The organism is Pseudanabaena sp. Chao 1811 (assembly GCF_027942295.1).
Lineage (GTDB): Bacteria > Cyanobacteriota > Cyanobacteriia > Pseudanabaenales > Pseudanabaenaceae > Pseudanabaena.
In genome coordinates this window covers 4,506,505-4,523,773 of sequence record NZ_CP101416.1, presented here as the reverse complement: position 1 = coordinate 4,523,773, position 17,269 = coordinate 4,506,505, and the positions used below count along the sequence as shown (strand labels likewise).

The following is a 17,269-nucleotide window of genomic DNA, read 5'->3' as shown; positions in this document are numbered from 1 at the left end:
TAAAAGGAAATCAAAAAGTTATATAAAGGTTAGTTTTTTCATTTTTCTGGTAACTTCATAAAAACTATGTATTTAAATATACCAAAACTAAGCTGTGAGAGGCATACAACGGATTTACTTCTGACAGCTTAGCTAAAAACATAGGGTGATTAGACAATTTCGCCAAATAGGTCGTAATGATCAGCAGAGGTGATTTTGACAGAAAACATCGAGCCAAGTGTTGCCTTACCTAGAGGATCGCTGACATAGACTACACCATCCACATCTGGTGCAAATCTTGCCGATCTCCCTATGAGTTCGCCAGTATCAGGATTTTCCTGCTCAATCAATACATCAACAGTTTTGCCAATTTCCAACTGATTTTTCTTGAAAGAAATCTCTTGCTGGGCTGCCATGATGCGATCGCGACGTTCTTGTTTTACTTCTTCAGGTAATTGATCAGGCAGGTCGAAGGCAGGAGTCCCTTCTTCGGCAGAGAAAGTAAATACGCCCACATGATCAAACTCATGGCGCTTCACAAATTCTAATAAATGCTCGAATTGTTCCTCAGTTTCTCCAGGGAAACCGACAATGAAAGTAGTACGGGTGACTGCGTTGGGAAGAGATGCCTTGATCTGCTCCATAATCTTGTCATTAACTCGCCCCTGCCAAGGACGATTCATCGCTCTTAATACATCAGGTTGAGAATGCTGCAAAGGCAAATCTAAGTAAGGAACTACATTAGGTGTAGCTTTCATCGCATTGATCACCTTGGGAGTCAAGCCTGTGGGGTAGGCGTAGTGCATTCTCACCCAAGGTACATCCACTTGCCCAAGGGCAGTTAGTAGCTCGGCAAGCTGAGGCTGACCATAAATATCTTGACCGTAATTAGTAGTTATTTGTGAGATGAGAATTATCTCTTTTACACCTTCAGAGGCAAGGCGATCACATTCGGTCACAATTGATTCAATAGAGCGCGATCGCTGATCTCCACGTAAATGGGGAATGATACAAAAGGCACAGCGATAATCACAACCTTCAGCAACCCGCACATAGGCTACAGCTTCATTAGTTGTGCGATAGCGAGGGATGGTGTCATCAGCAATATAGGTAGGAACTTGCGTAACTTCTTTAACCCGTTCACCTTGCTCGGCACGTTCAATGACATCGACAATTTTTTGATAGTCACCTGTACCAACAAGAGCCACCGCTTCAGGAATTTCATCGAGTAATTCCTGTTGAAAATGTTGAGCCATGCAGCCCGCAATCACAATACGTTTGCCCATTTCTGCTAGTTCTACTAAAGTTCGCACCGATTCCCGACGGGCATCTTCGATAAAACTACAGGTATTGACAATCACATAGTCGGCTAATTCTTCGTTGCTATCTACCTGATAGCCAGCCTGTACTAGTAATCCCAGCATGTGTTCAGTATCGACACGGTTCTTTTCACAACCCAAATGGGAGAAAGCGATCGTGGGCTTGATCGTGGGTTTGACAGTAGGAACCAGATTGACCATATTTGTTATGACTTTTAATGAGGCAGTTTGCCGTAATGCACAATATTCCAGACATCCTAGCTTAACAAAACTTTAGGCGATGCGATCGCTGTAATTAAAATAGGTAAGTATGGGCGGCGCTTCGCGCCGCCCATACTTACCTATTTAGGACTACCTTAAAATTCTGGTTCTTCGGCATTGTTTTTGGGATTACTCTTTTTGATTCGCTCAGTACAACTTTTAGAGGTTACTTGCACTAATTTAGCGGTAGGTCCTAAAGTCGCATCCTGATAAAGGCGATCATATTCTCTCTGGTAATGTGCAGCTACAGTTGGATTTTGAATGGCAATCAAAGCCTCATCATTGACATGGTTCGCAGCACTAGTCCAGTTATGGGAACCCGTCAAAATCAAACTGCGATCGAGAATAGCGAACTTATGATGGAGAGTATCTCCAGAAGGTAAATTAGGAATACCAACGGTTTTGATCGGCTGTTTCCATGCGCTACTTTTGCCTGTTTTGCAGTCTTGAGTAGACTGTAAGCCCCACATATCAAGGGTCGATGAATAATCGCGATAGGCAAATTGTAGAGAAACTAAAGTGCGAATTTGGACATTGTCCCGTTGACGCTCCTCAAGAATTGTGGAAATAAACGGATCGGAATACACAAATAACGCCATATCCACATTTTGTTTAGTTCCTGCGATCGCCGTAGAAATCAGTCCACTGCTAGTTTGCTCCCTTGAAGTGTCTTCAGGATCTGGGGAAAATTTAATACGGATTTGCGCTCCACCCACAATCAAATACTCGATTTTGCGAGAGGGCTTTTTTGAACCAAATAGGCTATCAGGTTTACCATTAGGTCCATCCCCCCACATGATATTAAATTCCTTTTGGAAATGTTTTGCGAACTCTTTACTTTCTACACGCAATAGGTTATTGGCATTTCCTCTTGTCTCTGGCTTAGTAAAGTCACCATGAATATCACTCATTGTGAAATTAGCCGAGCCAAATATAACTATCTGATCATCAATCACTATAAATTTATGGTGCATTAATCCACTGCCCTTGGAGCCATCAGCAGTATCATCAATCCAAGGAACATTCGCTAGTTTAATTAACCTCAAGCCATCACGACTATCCAGCTCATCTTCGCTTAAACGACCATCTTTATTGATATCAGCAAATTTTTGAAATTCTTGGTAACGATCGCGATCGCGGGCATTCATCTTCGCAACTTGTTCTGGTGTAAATTCGCTCCACGCCCGACTGTAATTATTTTCGAGAATGAGCTTGACATTTACCCCACGTAATTTAGCATCAACGATCGCTTTGGCGATATTCGGTAACCGTAGTTCTTGGACGGCAATATTTAAGGTAACCTTTGATTTGTTGATGTTATCAACGATGATTTTTTCAAGATTGTCACCGAGTCGTTCAATGTTGCGGTAAGGATCGGTGTACCGAGAAGCCTGATTTTGATTAAAAAATACTTGAATATTGGAGTTTTGGGGCAAGGCAGGCACTATGCCAGACTGCGATTGACAAGCATTGGCAATGAGCGTAGTCAGTACAATTACAGTACAAAAGAGAATCCCATAAACTATCTGGCGATATCGCGATCGCAGTTGACAATGTAGGCGGGAGTAGGCTGAAAACCCCATACATGCAAGACTTCAAATTTTGCAACTCTAGTCTACAGCTTTACCAATTAAATCTAAGTCCCTATTCACTAATTTATTGGCTAAAAATTTATTTGCTAAATACTTATCCCAAATATTGCACCTAAGTACTGCACCTAAGTACTGCACTTAATTATTGCACTTGAATATTGCGCTTGAATATTTAGCAAACTTGTTGGACTCTACCTTGATCAATTGCCTGCATCAGATATTCTAATGCTTCATAATCAGGGTCAGTAATATAGCCCTGTTGCGAAAGCTCTTGATTAATTAGGTTTTCGAGCTCAGGCGTAAGCCGCTTGACAAGGAGAGCGCGGTTAACAAGATTTCTAATGGTACTTTTGTTATTCATGGCTTTAAAAGGGGTACTAGACGTAAGATTTCTACATTAATTAGCTTGCTCTAAAATCCTAAATATAGATGTGACTCGCATCTCTGCCTCTATGTGATTGCTATCAAGAAGTTAATAGCTTCATATCTCTGCACTTCTGTGATCTTCGTCACAAAAAAGAGAGCAAGTACCTCAAGGTATTTACTCTCTTTTTGAAATTAAATGGGGTGTTTTTGTTCCCCTAATTACTCAATAAGCCCTAAAAATTTCGCTCAGGACGCAAAAAATGTGTGGTGTGAAGCGTCATCATTCTTTTTGGAATTTTTAAATAGACTCTCTAAGCAAACTCTCTAGGCATAAATTTTTTACTCCAGCGCATATCTAGAGCAAGCTCTACTTCCTTAAGAGATAGAGATTTTGGCAATTGGCTGGATGCTTTGCGGTTGCTTGTGGCTTGTCTAAGTTGAAGTTGAGGATCTACAGGCGACTGTCTCAGAAACGATGAAGATATAAAATTCATGATTGGCTGCTTTGAAATCGATAACAGCAAAATCAATCTGTAGTCTTTACTACATTATTTGATGATGTAGGCATATCATAACACAGTGATTTTTTCAATCAAATTTCTATCAGCTAATTTCAGCAATGCTAATTGCTTGCTCAAATCGCAATAATTCTAGAGATCGATCACCATAGATTGATTCAATATGTTCTTCGCAACAGGCGATCGCAAACTCATCAAGGTCTTCAGGCTCCACCCCAAACATATCGTAAAAAGTATCAGGCTCCACACGACAGAAGCGAGGACGGGTTTCATAAATTGAGCATTTACGATTGATGCGATCGAAGTTAATACACCAGCCATCAATACCAACCATACTCAAATATTGTTGTAATTCTTCAGGTGTGAGGTAATCAGCGAGATCAGGGCGATCACTAGGATCAAGATTACAGCAAGCACCACAACCGCTAATACATTGCCAAGTTGCCATTTTGTATTTTTTTATTTGTCTGACTCAATATATCAATCATGTAGCATCCTAATAGCTAAGTCAGCGCAAAGCGACTTCTTAACTACATAAATTAATCACGAAACCCTAAGAAAACACCAGTTCAGGGGGTAAGCTGTCAAATTTTAAAAGCCTAAAAGTAAAAGCCTTGCTAGACAAAGCTTTTACTTTTAGGCATTGAGAGATGGTTTGCGTAGCAAACCATCTCTCAAAATTATCCCGAACTTACGTTAAGAAAAGGTGGCGCAAAGCGCCGCCTTTTCTACACAAAGTAATCACAAATTAATTTATTGACAACTTCTGGACACTCATCGTGGGGGCAATGTCCCGCATTGATGTAATGCTCAGTTAGAGATGGATAAAACTCACGGAATTTTGCACCCCTTACACGGGAATTCATCCAAGGATCGCCTTCGCCCCAAATAACTAACAAGGGACAGGTCATCGCTGTTAATAGCTGATCGACTTTTTTGCCTTGAGGTGTAGTAAAGACAGAGGCAAATACCTGCGCTGCTCCTTCATCACAGGATGGGCGATAAATTTCCTCGACTAATTGCTCAGTTACAGCAGATTGATCTAAATATACTTTTTGCAAAGTGCTACGAATTCGTGATTTTTGGCGCACAAAAGCAAATAGCAATTGATTTGCCCAAGGTTGCCGCAAAATGCCTTGTAAAGTTTGACCAATTGCTTTTTGAATGGGGTTGACCTTTTTTGAACCCAGAGGATTAGTATCAGTGAAAGGTCCTGCACTATTGAGCAATACAATTCCCGCAACGGATTGGGGATAGTCGGCTGCCACACATAAAGATGAGTAACCACCAAGAGAATTGCCTGCAATTATCGTTGGACGTTGAATTTTAGTATTAATAAAATCATGAAGCTGATCACGCCAGAGATCGCCGCTATATTGCCATGCAGGTTTTTGCGATCGCCCAAAACCCAACAGATCGATCGCATATACTTCAAAATCTTGACTCAGTTCTGCAATATTCTTGCGCCAGTGGTCAGTGGATGCCCCAAAGCCATGTACTAACAACAATGGTGGACGTTGCAGGTTATCCCCAGCTTTGACAAAATAAATTTTTTGATCGCGCCAAAGCCAATATTCACCAGCGATCGGAGCAGTACTTATTGAAACCATACCTATATTTATATCTACAATTGTTACATATCTTTACACATATCCTAGCCTTACCGTAGGATTATGGTGGCGATCCTAAAGCATTAACCTATGAACCTTGGCAAGCGTAATCGTTTCTCCGCTAACAAAATTACTGTACAGTTGTTGCGTGAGGGCATCATCGAATCGATTCATTCTTGCCAAGCTGCGGTAGTTGATACAAGGGGGAGAGTGTTATCAGTTGCAGGTGATCCTCAAACTACAACCTTTGCCCGTTCTTGCCTTAAACCCATTCAAGCTTTGCCTGTTTCAATTTCGGGCGCACAGGAGCGCTTTAACCTCTCCGAAAGAGATTTAGCGATTATTTGTGGCTCCCATCAAGGGACGATCGCCCAAGCACGACAAGTTTTTAGCATTCTCTGGCGTTGTGATGTTGAGCCAAGTGCTTTGCAATGTCCAATTCCCGACTGTCAAAAAAGCAATTTGCAACACAACTGTTCTGGCAAACATGCAGGGATGATCGCCGTTTGCAAGCAACAGGGATGGCAGATTTCTTCCTATATGGATCGCAATCATCCTGTACAGCAACTAGCTCTGAGTACAATGGCAGATTTGCTCCATATGCCTGCGGCGGAGTTTATCTGCGCCCATGATGATTGTGGCGTACCGACTTATCTCTTAGAAATTGGTCAATTAGCCCATCTCTATGCGTTACTATCTGCCCATGATCAGTTACACCTAGAGCGCATCACTCGCGCTATGACTCGCCATCCTGATATGGTTTCAGGAGATGGTCAGTTTGACACAGAACTCATGCGCTTGACCAATGGGGAAATTGTTAGCAAGTCAGGAGCGGAAGGAGTTCAATGTATTGGACGCATTGGCGAAGGCTTAGGTTTAGCAATTAAGGTAATGGATGGTTCTAAACGCGCCAAAACTGCGGTTTCGATCCATCTACTCAAACAATTAGGCTGGATCAGTCCTACCGTTGCCCAAAAGCTAGAAGAATCTTTCCTTTTTATTGGTAAATATAGCCGTTTAGAAGCGGTTGGCGAATTATCGCTTGCTTAAAATAAATAAGCCTGAGACATATAATCTCAAGCTTATTTATTCAAGTTATTAAAGATGTATGGGCGCTGAGGGACTCGAACCCCCGACATTCTCGGTGTAAACGAGACGCTCTACCAACTGAGCTAAGCGCCCTTTCTTGCGGTCGTTTTTTTGACCTCAATTAATATAGCAGATAGTGATCGCATTTAGTCAAACTTTTTATGGATAATTTTTAAAATTAATACTGAAAGCCTTATATAACAAGGTTTTCTAGGCTTTTAAAAAGTTATAGAAAACATAGAGCTAGTTTTCTAATCTCAGTCATTATTCACATTGTCTTACACGCTTACGAAATTTTCTAACACCAAAAACCAAACCAAAAACTAACTATTGGTACGGAATTGGTACGGAATGAAAACCCTGAAAGGCACTGTAGCCATAGAAAAGAATGATAATCGCATACGTTTAAGATGGTCTTGTGAGTCAAAAAGATATTGCTTAGCTTTAGGATTGCCACACACCAGCGTCAACATGAAAGTAGCAGAGCAAAAGGCTAGACAGATCGAGCTAGATATTTTATCTGGCAATTTTGACCCTACTCTAAACAAATACAGGATCAAGCAAGTAGCTATCATTGCAAGTCCTGAAGTTGTAAAACCAAGTCAAGAACTCTTACTTCCTATCTGGGATAAGTGGGTTAGTAGCTTGTACTTACCAACTAGAACGCTTTGTTCTCACTACGCTAGAATTAGGCGCTACATTGAAAAAGCCGATCCTTTGACTCATGACGTTTCTTGGTATGAAGCGATTGAGAGCCTATCCCCTCGAATTTGGAACGACTCTTTAAGCTATTTGGTATCTTGTCTAAATTGGGCGATCTCTGAAAAGCTTGTATCTGACAACCCTTTTTCAAAGTTGAAACGTAGAAAAGTATTAAAGAATCAGGTTAAACCTTTTAATCATGAGGAGGTAAGGGCAATAGTTAACGCTTTTCGCAATAACCTTTATTGTCCAAAGTCTTCAGCTTACAAGCATAGTTTTTATGCTGATTACATTGAGTTTTTGTTTTTGACTGGTGTCAGACCTTCAGAAGCTATCGGGCTTCAGCGTCAACACGTAGATTTTACCCGTAATGAGATTGTCATTTGCTCAGTCTTAGCTAGAGGCGATCAGGGACAGACTGCTAGTAAACATCGTGTCCGCAAAGAAACAAAAACAGGATCTATTCGTTTTCTGACAATGACAGCTAGGTTAACTGAAATGCTTGCGATTAGATGTCGCAATCTTAATCCTGATGACTTGGTTTTTACTTCTCCCAATGGAAATGCAATTGATGATAATAACTTTACAACGAGACAATGGAAGGTCGTTTTAGCAGGGTTAGATATTGAGTATCGTAAGCCCTACATAACTAGACACACACTTGCATCAATGGCTTTAGAAGCCAATATGCCTATTACTTCTGTAGCGTATCTTCTGGGACATTCAGACACAACAATGATTATGCAAACCTATGGACACGTTATAAACAGACCGTCTTTGCCTGACTTTAGTTAAATCATTGATAGCAAGGCTCACTAGATTGATTCTGGTGAATCTTCTAATTTTACCGATCGCACAGAAATTTATCGATCGCACTAAAAAACACACAGTATAAATACTTAGTCAATAACACCTACACTAGCCTCAACCTTTTTCTTCTACGGTCTTGCTTTTCTAAGTTGAGTCTGTTAAGTTGGTTGTCGAGAGAGGGCAAGCAAAGAGCAAAGCCCAACGGGTAAAGGTAGCACCAACGCACCAACCCTCAATACCGACCTGTTAAAGAGTTACAGGTGGCTGTCCTACAGCGAGTGGTAATTAGTTCTTTCGGATCTCACGGTGTTTTTATAAAACATCTGTCAAAGCTAAGGTAGCTGCGAACTAAGAGATTATTACAAAGTTTTTAGTGTCAACTGTAAGATTTAATCATAGAAAAAAAGTAGGAAAGACCAATATAGAAGTCTGCCTACGAGATGTATGACTCCCAGAATAATAACCCAGAAGAACTATGCAATTACTGCGTAGTTTTTTGTTTTTTTAGCTTCTAGTTTGTACCTATTTCTATTAGTTTCTTAGTGAGTATATCCCTAGCTATAGCAGCTTTGGGAACTAAAGTTGTATATGCTAAATTTTCAAGCTTTTCTGTAGTTTTTTCATCTAAATAAACACTGAGTAGTTTTGCATTTCGCAATACTGATTTTCTGCCTTTCGCCATCATCAAATATCCTCTTTCTTTTATATCTTTATTATATCATATTATCATTAAGATATGTTACAATATAAGTAAGAAAGTAAAAGAAATATTTATTTTTCGTTACTAAAAGCTTCTTAAAACATTCTAAGTAATGAGTTTTGAAGCAAGTAATAATTCAATAAATTTATATGATGCTATACGCTGAAATATATACTTTCAAAGCATCACAGCTATTTCTAATTAATACTGGTAACACATAAAATGACTAACGCCCCAAGAAAATCTAATCTCAATCAAAAAACCATGAAAACAAAAAGATCAACTAAATCTAATTCTACTAATATTGTACCATTTCCTAAAGAAGACAGTAAAGACAAGAATAAAAAGACTCACCTTGACTTCAGTACATTGCATGAAGTATTACACACACACTATTCTAAAAGGCTAGGTATAAATGTTTGTAGTTCAAGGATTAATCTTGATGGACAATCGCTTGATTTTGCAGATATAAGATACCATATTGAAACTGAGAGAAATATTATTGGATCTAAAGATGATCTGCTCAGTCTAGTCTATAAAATTGCTAAAGCTAATCCTTATAATCCTATTGTTGAATACCTTGATGATACTTACAAGAAATATTCTGAACAAGCTTGTGAGGATGTACTTGTCAATGTAGCTAAAAATATTCTCGGTCTTCAGCAAGATATTGAGGTTACATACTTTGTTAAGTTTCTTGTTAGTGCTGTAGCAAGAGCAAAACAAGCAGGTTGTAAGGTTGATACAGCTTTGATTCTGCAAGGCAATCAAGGTATAGGCAAGACTACATTTTTTGAAGCTCTTGCGGGTGAATTTTTCTATACCCTGTCACATAGCACTAGAGATAACCAAGCTCTTAAAGAACAGTATAAGTATTGGTTGATCGAGTGGGGTGAATTTGGAGCGAAGCTTACCACCAACAAGATTGAAAGTCTCAAAAATGAAATGAGTAAAACAAAGGATGAAATTAAACATCTGTATGTCAATGAAAGTGAGACAAGATCGCGACACTTTGTATTTGTAGGAACTACCAACCAAGAGCAGTTTCTTGTAGACCCGACAGGTAACAGACGATTCTGGGTTATCAAGGTAGATAAGAAAATTGATACTGCCTATGTTAAAGACAACCGCGATCTGATTTGGGCTTCAGCTATGAAACTTTATCAAGCGGGTTATCAATGGCATCTAACAGATGAAGAGCAATCTTTAAGCACTCAGATCAACTCTAACTATGCAATAGGTGATGTATGGGAGTCTCAAGTTATAAGTTGGGCAGCAAGCAGAACAGAACCCTTTACTATTGCAGATGTGCTTACCAAAACTCTTGAAATACCTACAAGCAGACAGAACAAAAGCTACTCTAACCGTGTCTCAGCAATCTTGAAAAGTGCTGGTTATCAAAGTAAGAGAATGAGAACCAAAGAATTTCCAGATGGCTATTACTGGTCGAAGATCTAGTCATAGGCAGAGATGTGGTCAACTCAAAAACCATACACAGTAACGGGTTGACTACTCTGCCCACTTTGACTATATCTTTTTCTATAAAAGGAAAATAATAATAAAAATAAAAGTAGCGGAAAGAAGAAGTTAAAAGAGTAAAAAACTTATAGTCAATGTGGACAGCGTAAGCAAAGCTATGCACAGCAATGATTCTAGCTGTCTATTATGTCTGCCTATATCTCAAATGAGAGTGTAAAGTGAAGTGTGTAAAGTCTGGGATATATACAGAGAGATGATCTAGACACACAATTACCAACACTAAAACTGATGAATATACGCAAAGAATTGCTCGACGAATTGCTGCAAGAATGTAAAACACCACCTGACCTATTCGGAGAAGGAGGCATTCTGAAACAACTGACAACCGCGTTGGTGGAGAGAGCATTGGAAGCAGAACTATCAACCCATCTGGGATACGGTAAGCACGAACCTAGACCAGAAGGACAAACCAACAGTCGCAACGGTTATAGCCAGAAAAAAGTGCAAGGTGACTTTGGCGTAGCCGAAATCGCAGTCCCCCGAGATCGGCAAGGGGAGTTTGAACCGCAGATGGTGAAGAAAGGACAAAGTCGCTTGTCAGGACTAGATGAAAAGATCATTGCTCTCTACGCACGAGGTATGAGTGTCAGGGATATTCAAGCCCAGTTGCAAGAAATGTATGGTGTTGAAGTATCACCAACACTTATTTCCAATGTTACAGATGCAGTAATTGACGAGGTGAAGCAATGGCAAAACCGTCCCCTTGAAGCAGTCTATCCAATCGTCTTTCTGGACTGTCTAGTCATCAAAGTCCGAGACAATGGCAGAGTGATTAACAAATCCTTGTACTTTGCCTTGGGCGTGAATATGGACGGGTACAAGGAATTACTGGGTATGTGGATTTCTCCGAATGAAGGTGCGAAATTCTGGTTGTCAGTACTCACCGAAATTCACAACCGTGGGGTCAAAGATATTTTGATTGCCTGTGTCGATGGCTTGACTGGTTTCCCTAATGCGATTGAGACGGTATTTCCTAAAACTCAGGTGCAGTTATGCATTGTCCACATGGTCAGAAACTCGGTCGCTTTTGTACCTTGGCAACAACGCAAGCAAGTTTGTGCTGACCTCAAGGCTATTTATAGCGCGGCGACGGAATCGGAGGCTGAGTTTAATCTCGAACTCTTTGCTGAAAAGTGGGACAAGCAATATCCATCAATCTCCAAGTCTTGGCGCAGTCATTGGGCAAACATTATCCCCTTCTTTGCTTTCCCGACCGAGATTCGCAGGGCGATTTATACCACCAATGCGATTGAGTCGATGAACAGTAGTTTGCGGAAGGTGATTAAATCCCAACAGATTTTTCCCTCTGATGATGCTGCTTTCAAGCTCGTTTATTTAGCAATGCGGAATATCTCGAAGAAGTGGACGATGCCGATTCGTGATTGGAAACCTGCTCTTAATCGCTTTGCCATCCTCTTCGAGGATCGTCTCCACGTCTAGCTTCTAGACTTTACACATTTTACTTGACAGTCTCTCTCAAATATCTGACTATATAGTTTCAAAACTTCACTCTATAGCGTCATGCTTCAGAAATGTACAGAGATAGCTGTTTTTAACCCCTGTAGCCTCTTAGATATCCAAAACATAAAACCATAAGTAAACACTATTGCAAGTCTTAAAACGTGAAGAAACATAGAAAGAAAGTGAGAGATAACATCCCCTTTCTTTTCCATGTTTGTTTTAACCGACTAGTTGTTTTAGACCAGACAGGGGATAAGTCATTTGTAACTATATTCCTTTCATGTCTACATAAGAAAATCTATCAATTTGAGCAAATAGCTTTTAAGTCATTATCAATGTTTTTTGACTCTTGAACGAGATCTTTTAATTCCTTAACACTAGCTTTACTAAAGGAACCGTCAAGACTCCATTTAGCGAAATCATTATTATATTTTACAATCCTTGTCTGAACTGCTTTTAGGTTGCTATCTGAAATCTGAATACTTTCAACTGTTTTAGCTTTCTGAGAAAAAGATTCTGTTAAAAGAGCAGTTTTCTTATCTTTGTCAGTTTCTTTCTCGGATTTATAATAGGAGTCGTTAAGAAGCTCTTTTGCCGTTTTAAGTTGTCTACATTGTTCAGGCAATGAAGCTGAACATCCTACTGCAAATTGGACAATAGAAATACAGAAGATTAGTTTGGCTGTAATACGCATTGTTTGTTACTTAAATACTTAAAAATATTGTTAATCGAACGTAATTAATTGCTAATCATTAAGCTTTTATTTAAAATACTATCAGCTTAGCATTAACTGCTTCTTAGCAATAAAAAAGGCTTTTATTCACCATTAATGAATCCTAAAAAAGCACCGCCACCAAGAAAAATTAATATAAAACCCATAGGTGCTACTGTCCAAATTGAAATTGCAACAATTAAGACAATAAAAAAGATTCCCAATACTGGTAATACCCTTATTAAATATCCCAGTATTATCCCAATAATTTCTAACATAATCTATTCAAAATTGCCTCAAATGATTAATCATTGTAAATTCTTATTTATCTTTGTTGAAATATTGGGAAATGAATACACATCTTCTCAAGTTTTCTCTGGGTAAATTATAGATTTTTCATCCCAATTTAGTTTAAAGCCACTTTCAGAAGCATCATCTAAACATATATTATCTTCAAAATACACATCTACAACATAAATGAATAGAGTTAGAAAAGCATTAATTACTTCCTTATCTTCATCCCATGCTTTGCCATGTAAATGAAAAATCCAACTTAGTAAAGAGTTTACATCCACAATTCTTTCTAAGTCCACTTCATATACAATGCTTTGAGAAGGAATCATGGAATAGAAATTGATAACTAACTCAGACTCTTGGAAGACGAGTAAATGATTGCTTGTGCGAATACCGTTTTTCAATGTATCATTTTTCTCATTATCTGTAAATTCGAGTAATTCTTTAAACGTAAATTCCATAAGTATTTCTTGTAATATGCAGTATCCTAGCCTGAGACAGTATTATTATTTACCTAATTTCAGTTAGTAGTTATGTTAGTATTTTGGTTAGGAATTTACTTAATGTATTCTCTATGACATTTACTGATGAGCAGTTTCCACAGGTTTTTACTGAATGGGACTTAGAAACCCTATACACCGATCTTGCTTCAGCAAAAGGTAGAAGACTAACACCCGTAGAAAAACTACATTTGAGAGGCTTACTTGCTGGTCATAGTCCATCAGAAATTGCAGAAAAGCTCAGTAAAAGTGTTAAAGGTGTAGAAGTCGATCTTTGTAGCACCTTATATCAATATGTCAAAAGCCTAGTTGGGAAGTCTAACGGTAAAGTAGACAATTGGAGAAGTATTACTGAATGGCTTGAAGGTGCTGGTTACAAAAAACAGATACCAGTTGATGTAACATCAGATGATTGTTTCTCAGTAAAAATCCTAGTCAAAAAAGCTAAAGTAGTTCTTGGAAAAAATCAAATAGCGATTGATATCAATTTACGAATTATCGCTCCTACTTCATCAGAAATCAGTCTAGATAATAATGAGGAAGCAGAAGTTGCAGAAACTAATCCCTCTTTGTCTCTAGATGAGAAATAGACTAATAAAGTAGAAATCTTGAAGTCCTTACACAGTCTTTTTCTATGTGCTTTTCTTGGTTCGCAAGTTTTCAACTTGAGTTGACCTAGCCTCACCATAAACCATCTCTCTAGCCCAATGCTCACAGTTATAAAGCAACTTATTCCATAGCTTATCTTTAGCTGCAATGAACTTCTTTCTTGACTCATCTATACGCGACTCTATTTGGCTGTCAGAAACAGATTCAGGACGCTCTTTAAATAGCCACTCAGCTTTGTAAGGAGAGAAATAGACATAACCTAACCCAACTTCTGCTACACGTCCTTGAGGTCTAATAGTCTCAATTGTAAAGAAGTGCGCGATGCTATAGCCCTGATGAGTTGCCCTCACAATTCCGTAGTGTTCATAGGGTCTACCCTCCTCATCTTGAGATGGATAAATAACCAGATCATTGGGTCTGATTACATTACCGTTAAGATCACAAATATCAGGAACAGCACTTAGAAGAGAAACCAACTGTCCAAGCCTATCTAACTGCACATCCGTAACCTCTTGCAGTGCAGAAAACCACTTAGGATCGCAATTATCCGTATATAGCTTAATTTCCTTATACTTGTCCTTAACCCAAATACCATGATTTTGGAGCTTTTTAACAGCATCAAAATGTTGATTGACATCATTTCTTACAAAAGTTTGGTCAAACTCAATTTGTAATAATTCTGCAATCGCCTCACAGTTTTCTATTACCTTCTTATCTTTAGTGTGTCTAGCAATTTGACTTAAAGCTTTCTTGATAGTGTCACCATCGTATAAGCGATCTTGAGTCTCAGCAAACAAGCGTAATACTCTAGATGGATTTGGATTCATCAGCTTTGGGCTTTGCTTTTTTCTGGTCATCTTCCTCTGTCATCTTTTTGATAACGTATTCACTCACAGCACCTGTAGCTTTTTTACTAGACTTCCTGACAGCATCATCGTTGACCATAATTTACCTAAACTTTTTGTATAACTTTACCTAGATAAACAATACAACCAACTTTAAAAGAACGCTACGGTGTTACGAAAAATAAAAAATTAAACTGATTATTATCTTAATTTGCATCCTAATAACCTATCTTAACCTTGCTCAGTATAAGTACTCATAGAATAAATATGATCTACTCTTGTTTTACAAGGATACATATAGTTTGAATGAGTATTTATACTTATTACTAGAAGCATCACTTTATTTCTATGGTTGCCTTTTAGTCTTGCAATAAGTCTATCTTTCTCACTATAGGATCACGATAGTCAATATCTTGAAATCTTCGCATAAATATTTTCTTATAAGTTTACGAGATAATATAAGAAATACCTATATAAATAGCCATTTAAAAACCCCTTCCTAGCAATCATTTCTCTTTACTTAACACTTGAAATGCTTTACTATTAAGGAGTTGGTACGGAATTGGTACAGAAAATATTTGTAATTTGTAAAAGCCTTATGAATAGAGGGCTAGAGAGTAATCACATTCTCGGTGTAAACGAGACGCTCTACCAACTGAGCTAAGCGCCCTTTTTTGTTGTCATTTTTTTGACCTCAATTAATATAGCAGATAGCGATCGCATTTAGTCAAACTTTTTTAAAAATTTTGCCATATTTGGCAAAACAAGTTTTTATCCAGCCTCAAAAGCTTTATAGATAGAGGTTTTACATCGCTAAGTGACAGAACGTTCCGCAAGGATGCTCTCTCAATTTGCTAGCTTTGGCTAATTTGCTAGTTTTGACTAAGTAGCTGGGCATAATTAAAAAACGGAACCAAAACCTGTAGAGTAAGCTAAGTGATCTCTACAGGTTTTGGTGGTTTACATTTAAGTGCATCTAGCTACTTAGCATAGTTGGCATGGTGCATGGCGATTCAGACTTTTACGAAATCTTTTAGTCTATACCAAGACTTTTTTTAGGAATTGCGTTAAAGTTTAAGAGGGCTTCTTGGCATTAAGTAGTACAAGTTATTATTGACGAAGTAAACTTTGCAAATTTTCAGAAATGGTTAATTCCTCTGGTTTCTTTTAAAATACTGAATATTACAAGTAGAAAAAAGACAAAATTGTTGCTCTTCTACTACATATTTGTTAACAGATAACCTTTACAATATAGAGACAATATAGCGAAATGAGGCTAGACAGCGCCCAGCTATGAGTAATATTTTCTTGCTGCCGCCAAACTTAAATAAAAAGGAGCGTTTTGCCGCTTCTTGGGAGTATTTACTAGAAAATATTCCCGATTTGGGGCAGGAATTGGTTGATTTCTTAACGCAGAGATCGGGAAAACGAAGTTCAACTTTTATTAAAGCTGTTAGCTATCCCTTTATTTCGTCAGACATCCAGCCTGATCTGATTTTAGAATGTCAAGACTTTGACATTATCTGTGATCATCGATTAGAAAGTGAGTTAAACAAGCATTCTCTAGACACGTATTTTACGCTTGCTAAGTTTCAAGAGAAAAAAAACTATGTGGCATTAATTAGCAATAGCTATTGTCTGATATCTCCTGAGATCTTGGCTGGGCAAGAAGCACAGACCTACTATCTCCAGCCCTATGATGATACTAATTCTTCAATGCCATATTTTTGTTGGCAAGATATATATGCGCTAGTGGCTCAAAAGAACGAGCGTCTTGCCCATGAATTTATCGAATACATGCACTTTATGGATATGCAGCCTTGGCAACATAGTGCATGGGGGCAGCTATTTATCAATCCCGATGTGGCAAGCAGTTTTAGCGAACAATGGTCGCCAGTAATAGAATATTTGCAAGGATTGGGGATTACATCAAAACGTAGTGGTTATAGTGCGTTGGAGATTATTTATCCTTTGCCGTGGTTACAGTTGCTGTACGTTTACGTGGCAAGATCGATACAGCACATTGATTTACAAGCGCTCAGTCCTTATCTAGTCGCAACCATTTGGATTAAGGGCGATGAAATGGAACAGATTCGGGCTTTTCACGGAATTTCAGAGCAGTTTACCTTGCCTGAAAACAATGAGGTAACAGTCGAAATCAGAGCGAGCCTTGCAGATGGTCTATGGATGATGAAAACGGGTAATCGTCCTAAACTAGCTGCCACCTATTACACCTCCCTCGATCGCATTGTATCGACAGACCGTAAGCAAATGCAGAAAAATCTGCTGGCTTTTACAAAAGCAGTATTTGCCCATGCCAAAAGCATATCTACAGCTATTAGCTAGTCAATTACCCAAACGGG

Annotated in this window: 18 protein-coding genes and 1 tRNA gene; 6 read left to right on the top strand and 13 right to left on the bottom strand. The window is 38.7% G+C overall.

Features of this window, described 5'->3' with window-relative positions; translation table 11 throughout:
* Nucleotides 1-149 precede the first annotated feature (149 nt).
* The 6 genes from rimO to NMG48_RS20630 form a co-directional block, all read right to left on the bottom strand.
* Nucleotides 150-1,499 carry a 30S ribosomal protein S12 methylthiotransferase RimO gene (gene rimO, locus NMG48_RS20655; RefSeq protein WP_271253277.1) on the bottom strand — a complete coding sequence of 450 codons (1,350 nt, stop codon included), beginning with the start codon at nucleotides 1,497-1,499 and terminating at the stop codon, nucleotides 150-152.
* A 155-nt stretch (nucleotides 1,500-1,654) separates the two neighbouring features.
* Nucleotides 1,655-3,142, bottom strand: a complete 1,488-nt coding sequence (locus tag NMG48_RS20650; RefSeq protein ID WP_271253276.1) for a phospholipase D-like domain-containing protein — start codon at nucleotides 3,140-3,142, stop codon at nucleotides 1,655-1,657.
* A gap of 181 nt (nucleotides 3,143-3,323) precedes the next feature.
* Entirely contained in the window at nucleotides 3,324-3,512 is a 189-nt protein-coding gene (locus NMG48_RS20645; RefSeq protein ID WP_126385931.1) for a hypothetical protein, read from the bottom strand.
* Between the two features lie 316 nt (nucleotides 3,513-3,828).
* Nucleotides 3,829-4,011 carry a hypothetical protein gene (locus NMG48_RS20640; protein WP_271253275.1) on the bottom strand — a complete coding sequence of 61 codons (183 nt, stop codon included), beginning with the start codon at nucleotides 4,009-4,011 and terminating at the stop codon, nucleotides 3,829-3,831.
* 109 nt (nucleotides 4,012-4,120) lie between these two features.
* Nucleotides 4,121-4,483: a YkgJ family cysteine cluster protein gene (locus NMG48_RS20635; RefSeq protein ID WP_271253274.1), complete on the bottom strand. Its 363-nt coding sequence runs from the start codon at nucleotides 4,481-4,483 to the stop codon at nucleotides 4,121-4,123.
* Between the two features lie 280 nt (nucleotides 4,484-4,763).
* Nucleotides 4,764-5,645, bottom strand: a complete 882-nt coding sequence (locus tag NMG48_RS20630; RefSeq protein ID WP_271253273.1) for an alpha/beta fold hydrolase — start codon at nucleotides 5,643-5,645, stop codon at nucleotides 4,764-4,766.
* Between the two features lie 90 nt (nucleotides 5,646-5,735).
* Here NMG48_RS20630 and NMG48_RS20625 point away from each other — a divergent pair, with 90 nt between their 5' ends.
* Nucleotides 5,736-6,695: an asparaginase gene (locus tag NMG48_RS20625; protein WP_271253272.1), complete on the top strand. Its 960-nt coding sequence runs from the start codon at nucleotides 5,736-5,738 to the stop codon at nucleotides 6,693-6,695.
* Nucleotides 6,696-6,754: 59 nt separating this feature from the next.
* Here the strand turns inward: NMG48_RS20625 and NMG48_RS20620 are convergent.
* A tRNA-Val gene (locus NMG48_RS20620) sits at nucleotides 6,755-6,827 on the bottom strand.
* 258 nt (nucleotides 6,828-7,085) lie between these two features.
* On the opposite strand from NMG48_RS20620, the gene NMG48_RS20615 reads away from it, so the two are divergent.
* Nucleotides 7,086-8,231 carry a site-specific integrase gene (locus NMG48_RS20615; protein WP_271253271.1) on the top strand — a complete coding sequence of 382 codons (1,146 nt, stop codon included), beginning with the start codon at nucleotides 7,086-7,088 and terminating at the stop codon, nucleotides 8,229-8,231.
* A 526-nt stretch (nucleotides 8,232-8,757) separates the two neighbouring features.
* Here NMG48_RS20615 and NMG48_RS20610 read toward each other — a convergent pair.
* On the bottom strand, nucleotides 8,758-8,931 hold the full coding sequence (locus NMG48_RS20610; protein ID WP_271253270.1) for a hypothetical protein: 174 nt from the start codon (nucleotides 8,929-8,931) through the stop codon (nucleotides 8,758-8,760).
* A gap of 237 nt (nucleotides 8,932-9,168) precedes the next feature.
* Between NMG48_RS20610 and NMG48_RS20605 the strand changes: the two genes are divergently transcribed.
* Both NMG48_RS20605 and NMG48_RS20600 read left to right on the top strand, forming a co-directional pair.
* Nucleotides 9,169-10,404, top strand: coding sequence for a VapE domain-containing protein (locus NMG48_RS20605; RefSeq protein ID WP_271253269.1), 1,236 nt, complete (start codon nucleotides 9,169-9,171; stop codon nucleotides 10,402-10,404).
* 309 nt (nucleotides 10,405-10,713) lie between these two features.
* Nucleotides 10,714-11,925, top strand: a complete 1,212-nt coding sequence (locus NMG48_RS20600; protein ID WP_271251743.1) for an IS256 family transposase — start codon at nucleotides 10,714-10,716, stop codon at nucleotides 11,923-11,925.
* Between the two features lie 322 nt (nucleotides 11,926-12,247).
* Here NMG48_RS20600 and NMG48_RS20595 read toward each other — a convergent pair whose 3' ends face one another.
* From NMG48_RS20595 to NMG48_RS20585, 3 genes are all read right to left on the bottom strand, one after another.
* Nucleotides 12,248-12,640, bottom strand: a complete 393-nt coding sequence (locus NMG48_RS20595; protein WP_271253268.1) for a hypothetical protein — start codon at nucleotides 12,638-12,640, stop codon at nucleotides 12,248-12,250.
* A gap of 122 nt (nucleotides 12,641-12,762) precedes the next feature.
* A complete protein-coding gene (locus NMG48_RS20590) occupies nucleotides 12,763-12,936 on the bottom strand; it encodes a hypothetical protein (RefSeq protein ID WP_271253267.1) in 174 nt (57 codons plus the stop codon).
* An 87-nt stretch (nucleotides 12,937-13,023) separates the two neighbouring features.
* Nucleotides 13,024-13,413, bottom strand: coding sequence for a hypothetical protein (locus tag NMG48_RS20585; protein ID WP_271253266.1), 390 nt, complete (start codon nucleotides 13,411-13,413; stop codon nucleotides 13,024-13,026).
* Between the two features lie 113 nt (nucleotides 13,414-13,526).
* Here NMG48_RS20585 and NMG48_RS20580 point away from each other — a divergent pair, with 113 nt between their 5' ends.
* Nucleotides 13,527-14,042 carry a helix-turn-helix transcriptional regulator gene (locus NMG48_RS20580; RefSeq protein WP_271253265.1) on the top strand — a complete coding sequence of 172 codons (516 nt, stop codon included), beginning with the start codon at nucleotides 13,527-13,529 and terminating at the stop codon, nucleotides 14,040-14,042.
* A 42-nt stretch (nucleotides 14,043-14,084) separates the two neighbouring features.
* On the opposite strand, the gene NMG48_RS20575 is transcribed toward NMG48_RS20580, so the two are convergent.
* Together NMG48_RS20575 and NMG48_RS20570 are read right to left on the bottom strand one after the other, a co-directional pair.
* Nucleotides 14,085-14,888 carry a hypothetical protein gene (locus tag NMG48_RS20575; protein WP_271253264.1) on the bottom strand — a complete coding sequence of 268 codons (804 nt, stop codon included), beginning with the start codon at nucleotides 14,886-14,888 and terminating at the stop codon, nucleotides 14,085-14,087.
* Nucleotides 14,869-15,006, bottom strand: coding sequence for a hypothetical protein (locus NMG48_RS20570; protein ID WP_271253263.1), 138 nt, complete (start codon nucleotides 15,004-15,006; stop codon nucleotides 14,869-14,871). The genes NMG48_RS20575 and NMG48_RS20570 overlap by 20 nt, the downstream gene beginning before the upstream one ends.
* Nucleotides 15,007-16,199: 1,193 nt before the next feature.
* Here NMG48_RS20570 and NMG48_RS20565 point away from each other — a divergent pair.
* Nucleotides 16,200-17,252: a hypothetical protein gene (locus NMG48_RS20565; RefSeq protein ID WP_271253262.1), complete on the top strand. Its 1,053-nt coding sequence runs from the start codon at nucleotides 16,200-16,202 to the stop codon at nucleotides 17,250-17,252.
* Nucleotides 17,253-17,269 lie beyond the last annotated feature (17 nt).

Excerpts from the sequence above, each read along its gene's own strand:
- rimO (WP_271253277.1), bottom strand. The coding sequence starts at position 1,499 with ATGGTCAATCTGGTTCCTACTGTCAAACCCACGATCAAGCCCACGATC.
- NMG48_RS20650 (WP_271253276.1), bottom strand. The coding sequence starts at position 3,142 with ATGGGGTTTTCAGCCTACTCCCGCCTACATTGTCAACTGCGATCGCGA.
- NMG48_RS20570 (WP_271253263.1), bottom strand. The coding sequence starts at position 15,006 with ATGGTCAACGATGATGCTGTCAGGAAGTCTAGTAAAAAAGCTACAGGT.
- NMG48_RS20640 (WP_271253275.1), bottom strand. The coding sequence starts at position 4,011 with ATGAATTTTATATCTTCATCGTTTCTGAGACAGTCGCCTGTAGATCCT.
- NMG48_RS20610 (WP_271253270.1), bottom strand. The coding sequence starts at position 8,931 with ATGATGGCGAAAGGCAGAAAATCAGTATTGCGAAATGCAAAACTACTC.
- NMG48_RS20630 (WP_271253273.1), bottom strand. The coding sequence starts at position 5,645 with ATGGTTTCAATAAGTACTGCTCCGATCGCTGGTGAATATTGGCTTTGG.
- NMG48_RS20575 (WP_271253264.1), bottom strand. The coding sequence starts at position 14,888 with ATGAATCCAAATCCATCTAGAGTATTACGCTTGTTTGCTGAGACTCAA.
- NMG48_RS20625 (WP_271253272.1), top strand. The coding sequence starts at position 5,736 with ATGAACCTTGGCAAGCGTAATCGTTTCTCCGCTAACAAAATTACTGTA.
- NMG48_RS20595 (WP_271253268.1), bottom strand. The coding sequence starts at position 12,640 with ATGCGTATTACAGCCAAACTAATCTTCTGTATTTCTATTGTCCAATTT.
- NMG48_RS20615 (WP_271253271.1), top strand. The coding sequence starts at position 7,086 with ATGAAAACCCTGAAAGGCACTGTAGCCATAGAAAAGAATGATAATCGC.
- NMG48_RS20600 (WP_271251743.1), top strand. The coding sequence starts at position 10,714 with ATGAATATACGCAAAGAATTGCTCGACGAATTGCTGCAAGAATGTAAA.
- NMG48_RS20645 (WP_126385931.1), bottom strand. The coding sequence starts at position 3,512 with ATGAATAACAAAAGTACCATTAGAAATCTTGTTAACCGCGCTCTCCTT.
- NMG48_RS20580 (WP_271253265.1), top strand. The coding sequence starts at position 13,527 with ATGACATTTACTGATGAGCAGTTTCCACAGGTTTTTACTGAATGGGAC.
- NMG48_RS20565 (WP_271253262.1), top strand. The coding sequence starts at position 16,200 with ATGAGTAATATTTTCTTGCTGCCGCCAAACTTAAATAAAAAGGAGCGT.
- NMG48_RS20605 (WP_271253269.1), top strand. The coding sequence starts at position 9,169 with ATGACTAACGCCCCAAGAAAATCTAATCTCAATCAAAAAACCATGAAA.
- NMG48_RS20635 (WP_271253274.1), bottom strand. The coding sequence starts at position 4,483 with ATGGCAACTTGGCAATGTATTAGCGGTTGTGGTGCTTGCTGTAATCTT.
- NMG48_RS20590 (WP_271253267.1), bottom strand. The coding sequence starts at position 12,936 with ATGTTAGAAATTATTGGGATAATACTGGGATATTTAATAAGGGTATTA.
- NMG48_RS20585 (WP_271253266.1), bottom strand. The coding sequence starts at position 13,413 with ATGGAATTTACGTTTAAAGAATTACTCGAATTTACAGATAATGAGAAA.